The 6,960-nt window shown below is 72.8% G+C and carries 5 protein-coding genes; all 5 read left to right on the top strand.

Annotation, left to right across the window (positions count from 1 at the left end):
- Window positions 1-146 precede the first annotated feature (146 nt).
- On the top strand, window positions 147-440 hold the full coding sequence (locus tag STRTUCAR8_RS23565) for a DUF503 domain-containing protein (RefSeq protein ID WP_044472747.1): 294 nt from the start codon (window positions 147-149) through the stop codon (window positions 438-440).
- Between the two features lie 111 nt (window positions 441-551).
- Window positions 552-995, top strand: coding sequence for a 30S ribosome-binding factor RbfA (gene rbfA, locus STRTUCAR8_RS23570; RefSeq protein WP_006378452.1), 444 nt, complete (start codon window positions 552-554; stop codon window positions 993-995).
- Window positions 992-1,900: a tRNA pseudouridine(55) synthase TruB gene (gene truB / locus STRTUCAR8_RS23575; RefSeq protein WP_006378451.1), complete on the top strand. Its 909-nt coding sequence runs from the start codon at window positions 992-994 to the stop codon at window positions 1,898-1,900. The genes rbfA and truB overlap by 4 nt, the downstream gene beginning before the upstream one ends.
- Before the next feature lie 268 nt (window positions 1,901-2,168).
- The gene (locus tag STRTUCAR8_RS53465) at window positions 2,169-5,747 is read left to right on the top strand and encodes a hypothetical protein (protein WP_006378453.1); all 3,579 of its coding nucleotides are present in this window, start codon (window positions 2,169-2,171) and stop codon (window positions 5,745-5,747) included.
- A 229-nt stretch (window positions 5,748-5,976) separates the two neighbouring features.
- Window positions 5,977-6,924 (top strand): bifunctional riboflavin kinase/FAD synthetase, encoded by a 948-nt coding sequence (locus tag STRTUCAR8_RS23585; RefSeq protein ID WP_006378450.1) that lies wholly within the window; start codon window positions 5,977-5,979, stop codon window positions 6,922-6,924.
- Window positions 6,925-6,960: the final 36 nt, after the last annotated feature.

Genomic DNA, 6,960 nt, shown 5'->3' on the forward strand with positions numbered 1-6,960 from the left:
CAGCTGGCCGTTTGAGGAGCGGGGGCCCGGGGGCGAGAACAATCCCGTCGAGCCGCCGCCCCGTTCGTTGTACCGTTCTCGATGTCCCCGCCCGTACCGTCGGCGGGGCCATCGATCCCGTACCGGCGGGACATCCGGATACACATATGTACGTGGGGACTCTGTCCTTCGACCTCCTGCTCGGCGACGTACGCTCGCTGAAGGAGAAGCGCTCCGTCGTCCGTCCGATCGTCGCCGAGCTCCAGCGCAAGTACGCGGTGAGCGCGGCCGAGGTCGAACACCTGGACCTGCACCGCAGAGCCGGCATCGGCCTGGCGGTGGTGGCCGGGGACGTGGGGCACATCACCGATGTGCTGGACCAGTGCGAGCGGCTGGTCGCCGGTCGTCCCGAGGTGGAACTGCTGTCCGTACGACGGCGCCTCCACGGCGATGACGACTGACGCCGATGGCCGGCCGCACAGACGAACGACCTGCGGGTACGCGGAACGCAGAACCGCGGAGAACGCTGAAACCGCGGAAGACGCTGAACAGGAAGAACGGGAGACACACCAGTGGCCGACAACGCGCGGGCGAAGAGGTTGGCTGACCTCATCCGAGAGGTGGTGGCCAAGAAGCTGCTGCGCGGGATCAAGGACCCGCGGCTCGGCACCAACGTCACCATCACGGACACCCGGGTCACCGGGGACCTCCGGGAGGCGACCGTCTTCTACACGGTGTACGGGGGCGACGAGGAGCGGGCAGCCGCCGCCGCCGGCCTGGAGAGCGCCAAGGGCGTGCTGCGCTCCGCGGTCGGCCAGGCCGCGGGTGTGAAGTTCACGCCGACCCTGACCTTCGTCGCTGACGCGCTCCCGGACACGTCCAAGAAGATCGAGGACCTCCTCGACAAGGCCCGTGCCTCCGACGCGCAGGTGCGCCAGGCGTCCGCGGGCGCCGCGTTCGCCGGTGACGCGGACCCGTACAAGAAGCCTGACGACGAGGACGACACCGCCGAATGACGCAGAAGAACACCAGGACGCCCGACGGACTTGTCATTGTCGACAAGCCGTCGGGCTTCACTTCGCACGACGTGGTGGCCAAGATGCGCGGGATCGCCAGGACCCGCCGCGTCGGACACGCCGGCACCCTCGACCCCATGGCCACCGGCGTACTCGTCCTCGGGGTGGAGCGGGCGACCAAGCTCCTCGGCCACCTCGCGCTGACCGAGAAGGAGTACGTGGGTACCGTCCGCCTCGGACAGAACACGCTCACGGACGACGCCGAGGGGGAGATCATCTCCTCCACCGACGCCTCCGCGGTCACCCGCGAGGCCGTCGACGCCGGTGTCGCCAAGCTGACCGGCCGCATCATGCAGGTGCCGTCCAAGGTCAGCGCCATCAAGATCGACGGCGTGCGCTCCTACAAACGAGCCCGTGAGGGCGAGGACTTCGAGATCCCGGCCCGCCCGGTCACCGTCTCCTCCTTCGCGGTGTACGACGTCCGGGAAGCGGTCGCGGCAGACGGCACCCCCGTGGTCGACCTGGTCGTGTCGGTGGTGTGCTCCTCCGGTACGTACATCCGTGCGCTGGCGCGGGACCTGGGCGCCGACCTCGGGGTCGGCGGTCACCTCACCGCGCTGCGCCGGACGCGGGTGGGACCGTACAAGCTGGACGCGGCCCGGACGCTCGACCAGTTGCAGCAGGAGCTGACGGTGATGCCGATCGCCGAGGCGGCCACCGCCGCGTTCCGGCGCTGGGACGTGGACGAGCGGCGGGCGCGCCTGCTGACGAACGGCGTACGGCTGGAGATGCCCGAGGAGTACACGGGCGTCGGCGCCGTGGCCGTCTTCGACCCCGCCGGGCAGTTCCTCGCCCTGGTGGAGGAGGAGAAGGGCAAGGCGAAGAGCCTCGCGGTCTTCGTCTGAGACCGAAACCGAGCCGGGGTACCGAGTCGTGGAGCGGCGATCACGGGGACACGTTCCCGCCGCTCCACGGTTCCCCCCTCGGTTCCCCCACCCAAGGTGTATCCATCCCTCGCGATTCATTCACCCGTCCGGGCAGGCGCTCGGAGTGAACCGAGGGGGCGGAAGGGGGCGCGTTCGCCGCACGCCCTGTCCCGCTGATCATCAAGTGCCTACCGTTGCAGTAGACGCGTGCGTACGCAGGCTCGCGTGTACGACGGGGAGGACGACGATGGCGGGACGGGGCCCGCGCGCCGGGGGCGGCCGTCGGCCGTCGGCCGGTGCGCGAGAAGCGGGGGACGGCGAGACCGCCGCCGAAGCTGCCGACGAGTGGCTCGTGCGTGTGTGCGACCTGGCCGGGCGCCCGCGGGGCATGGGCTTCGTCGCCGACCACCACGGCACGCTGATCACCAGCCATGAGGCGGTCGACGGCCTGGCCCGGCTGGTCGTGCACGGCGCCGCGGACCGTACCTGCGTGGTGTCGGCGGCGGATGCCGTGACCCCTCTTCCGCACCTCGGCCTGGCCCTTGTGCACACCGAAGGCCTGGGCGTGGCCCCGGTCCCCGTCTCCGCGCGGATCCGCGTCGCGACGGGCACGTATGTACGGATCGCCGCGGGCGGCTGGCGCGAGGCGCGCGTGCTCGGCACGACCGACGTCACGTACACGGCCACGGACCGCTTCCATCTCCTCCCCGACGCTCTTGAGCTGGCGATCGGCACGGCCGGCAGTGACGCGCTGCGGCTGGGCGGCGGCGCGGCCGGCGGCCCGGTGCTCGACCGTACGACGGGAGCGGTACTGGGGGTCCTGGGCACCGCTCTGCTCCCGCAGCCCACGGACGGGCCGGGAGAACCGGCCGGACACCGCGCGGCGGGTTTCGCACTCCCCTTGCGCGGCCGGCTCGCGGACGGCCCCGGCCCGCTCACCGAACTCCTCGCCCGAAACGCGGCGACGGTGCCCGCCTACGGCGCCGACCTCAACCTCGCGGGCGTCCTGGAACTGACGGCCACCTCGGTGGGCTCGGACGGACCACCGGGCGCGCTGACCGGCTTCGTGGGCCGAGCCACGGGCGGCGTGGACGCGGACGTGGTCGAACCGGTCGAACGGGCCGAACCGGCAAGGGCGTTGAAGGCCTTCACCGCCGAGACGGAGAGCCCGGCCGTAGTCCTCGGCCTGGTCGGGGCCCCGGGCAGCGGCCGTACGACGGAACTCGCGGCCCTCGCCGCCCGCCGCCACCGGGACCCGGATCCGGCCCCCACCCTGTGGCTGCGCGGCGCCGACCTGCGCGACGAGGACACCTCGGTGGCGGACGCGGCCCGCCGCGCGCTGGACCGGGCGGGCCGGATCGTGGCCGCGTCGAGCGCACGCGACACGGACCTGGGCGACATCACCCCGGAACGCCTGGCCCGCCTCGCCCACACGTCGGGCCGCCCCCTCCTGCTCCTTCTCGACGGCCCCGAGGAGATGCCCCCCGTCCTGGCCCACCGCGCCCAGGACTGGACGAGGCAAACGGAGAGCTGGCTCCAGGAGACCAACGCCCGCCTGGTGACGGCCTGCCGCCCGGAGTACTGGGAACAGACAGGGGGCGCATCCCCCGGGGACGAGGCGCCGCACCACCACCTCCTCCTCACCGACCTCACCGAAGCCGAAGCCCACCAGGCCCAGTCCCGCTACGCCGTCCCGCCCACCGCCCTCACCCCCCAGGACGCCCGCCACCCCCTCACCCTGCGCCTCCTCTCCGAGGTCCGCGCCGCACTCCCCGCCCTCCCCGACACCCCTGGCAGCGCCGCCCCCCGCCTCGACCGCCACGACGTCTTCACGTCCTACCTCGACCTGATGTGCCTCCGCATCGCCGTCCGCCTCGCCGCCGAGAACGGGCTGCGCGGCACCCCCGTACGCCGCCTCGCCGCCAAGGTCTCGGGCCAGGTCCACGAGGCCGCCCGCCGCAGTCTGGGCCCCGGACAGGGCGAGTTGGACCGCGCGTCCTTCGAGTCCGTGTTCCCCTGGGGCCCCGCCCCGGCCCGGCTGGGCGGCGGCACGGGCTGGGCCTCCGCCGTCCTCACCGAGGGCCTCCTCGTCCCGGCCGGCACCGGCTACCGCTTCGCCCACGAGGAACTCGCCGACTGGATCCAGGGCGCGCACCTGGACGTGGACGAGGCGCTGCACGCCCTGGTCCACCGGCGCCGCCCGGAGAAGGCCGGGGACACGGCCCCCGTGCCCGTACCGCACCACCGCATCGGACCGGTGGTCCAGTCCCTGCTGCTCCTCGCCCGCCAGCACGGCACCCCCGAACTGGCCCACCGCCTGAGGGAGTTGACGCAGGCTCTGGAGCCCGGGTCCGTGGCCGCGCCCCGCCCGTCGGCCTCCACCTGGTGGGCGACCCACCTCCTCACCGACGTACTGAGGCATGTCCCCGACGCGACCCCGTACACGCACGTCCTGCGCCTCCTCGCCGACCACATCGTGGCCCGCCGCCGGCAGAACCGGCCGGTGCCACCGGAGTTGGGGCCGTCCTTCTGGACCGCGCTCCACCTCCCCGAAGCCGCCCGCTTCGACCTGCTCCGCAGGCTCGTCGTCGGTGACGAGCCTCCGGGCCGGTCCGACCAGCCCCGCTACCTGGACGCCGTCGCCCAACTGCTCGCCACCGACCCCGCCGCCGTACAACCGCTCCTCGCCCGCTGGTTCGACGACGACCGGCCGCTGCCCGCGACGCCGGACGCGACCGTGGCCACCGCCGCTCAGGCGCTTCTCCACACCCATCGCCACCGGGCCGTGGACGGCCTGATCGAAGTGCTCGTCGCCGGTGCCCACCGGCGCGGGGACGAACTCCTCGCCGTACTCGCCGAAGAGGAGCCGTCCGCCGTCTGCCGGGCCGTGGCCCGGTGGGCGCACGACGAGCGGCCGGCCCGGCGGGTCGCGGCGGTGGTGTACGGACCGCGCGTCGCACCCCAGGTGCGTACGGAGGCCGATCGCGACCTGCTGCGCTCCGCGGCCCTCGCCCTGCTCGCCCGCCCCACCGACCGCACCCTGCACGGCGGAGCGCTCGCACTCCTCGTCCGCGATCCACTCACCCGCGCCCGCCATCTCCCGCAGGCGCTGCGGCACTTCACCGCCGGGGACCCGCACCTCCCGCCGAGCGCCCTGGTCGCCGCCCTCGCGACCCACCCGGAGCCGGTCCTCGACGCGTTCCGGGCCAGGCTGCTCGGCCCGGAGGCGGGCGACACCCTGCGCACCCTCGCCGACGTCACACCCCCCGCCGCGGCCCGCCGGATCGCCGCCCTCGTACGGGAGGTGGTGGAGCGGCACCCGGGGACCGCCGGGCACATGGCCGCGTACGTGGACCGGCGACTGGACCACGGCCCCACCGTCCGGCCCGTACTCCTTCCCCTGGTCACCGGCCTTCTCGACGACGGCCCGGCGCCGGTCCGCGCTGCCCTCGCGACCGTGCTGGCCGCGCCCGGGGCCCCTGTCTCCCGCCCCTTCCGCCACGAACTGCTCGAAGCCCTGCTGGCCAGGGAGCACGACCCCACCGTTCTCGACACCCTGCTCCGGGCCATCGCGAAGGACGCGGCCCGCCACGGAGAGCTGCGCACCCGGGGCCTCGTCCACCGCTGCGGGCTGCTCCTCGTGCGCACTCCGGAGGGCGCGACCCGTTTCGACTGCGTCCTGGTCGAACTGAGCAGGCGGGTACCCGGATTCGCGGTGTCGCTGGCGGGCTGGCTGGCCGACACTCCCGGGGAGTGGGCGACAGTGGTGGGCCCCAGCACCCGCCGCATGATCGAGAACCTGGCGGGCGTACGGGTCCCCGCGTAGCCGCAGGCCGACGCAGGCAGATGTGGTCCGAAGCCATGTCTCAGGGACATCTCCGGGGACGTCCCCAGCGGCAATCTGCGGGCGACGGTCGACTATCAGTCACGTGCGCCCCGTCACAGCCTCCATGCCGATGCGAGCGGGGCGCGTTCGGCATGGCACCCTTAGACCTGCGTAAGAAGGCCTGCGTAAGAGGCAGACACGGACACGGGTTCGACGAGGAGCGGTCACAGTGCAGCGCTGGCGTGGCTTGGAGGACATCCCCGAGGACTGGGGACGCAGCGTCGTCACCATCGGCTCCTACGACGGAGTCCACCGCGGACACCAGCTGATCGTCAGCCACGCCGTGGCGCGCGCCCGTGAGCTGGGCGTTCCCACGGTCGCCGTGACGTTCGACCCGCACCCCAGTGAGGTCCTGCGGCCCGGCAGTCACCCGCCGCTGCTGGCCCCGCACCATCGCCGCGCCGAACTGATGGCCGATCTGGGTGTCGACGCCGTCCTCATCCTGCCCTTCACCAAGGAGTTCTCGAAGCTCTCCCCGGCCGACTTCGTGGTCAAGGTCCTGGTCGACAAGCTGCACGCCCGGGCGGTCGTCGAGGGTCCGAACTTCCGTTTCGGCCACAAGGCGGCCGGCAATGTGGAGTTCCTGACCGAACTCGGCCGCACCTACGACTTCGAGGTCGAGGTCGTCGACCTGTACGTGTCGGGTGAGGCGGGCGGCGGCGAGCCGTTCTCGTCCACGCTGACGCGGCGCCTGGTCGGCGAGGGTGACGTGGAGGGCGCCGGCGAGATCCTCGGCCGCCCGCACCGGGTGGAGGGCGTAGTGGTCCGAGGTGCCCAGCGAGGGCGCGAACTGGGCTTTCCCACGGCCAACGTCGAGACGCTGCCCCACACCGCGATCCCCGCCGACGGTGTCTACGCGGGCTGGCTGCACGCGGACGGCGAAAAGATGCCGGCCGCGATCTCCGTCGGCACGAACCCGCAGTTCGACGGCACGGAACGGACGGTGGAGGCATACGCCATCGACCGTGTGGGCCTTGATCTGTACGGTCTGCACGTCGCCGTCGACTTCCTGGCGTTCGTGCGCGGCCAGGCCAAGTTCGACTCGCTGGACGCACTGCTCGTCCAGATGTCCGAGGACGTGAAGAAGTGCCGCGAGCTGATCGCGGCGGCTGAGTAGCGCCGAGTAGGCAGACCGGTAGACAGACACACAAGA

The sequence above is a fragment of the Streptomyces turgidiscabies Car8 genome (genome assembly GCF_000331005.1).
GTDB lineage: Bacteria > Actinomycetota > Actinomycetes > Streptomycetales > Streptomycetaceae > Streptomyces > Streptomyces turgidiscabies.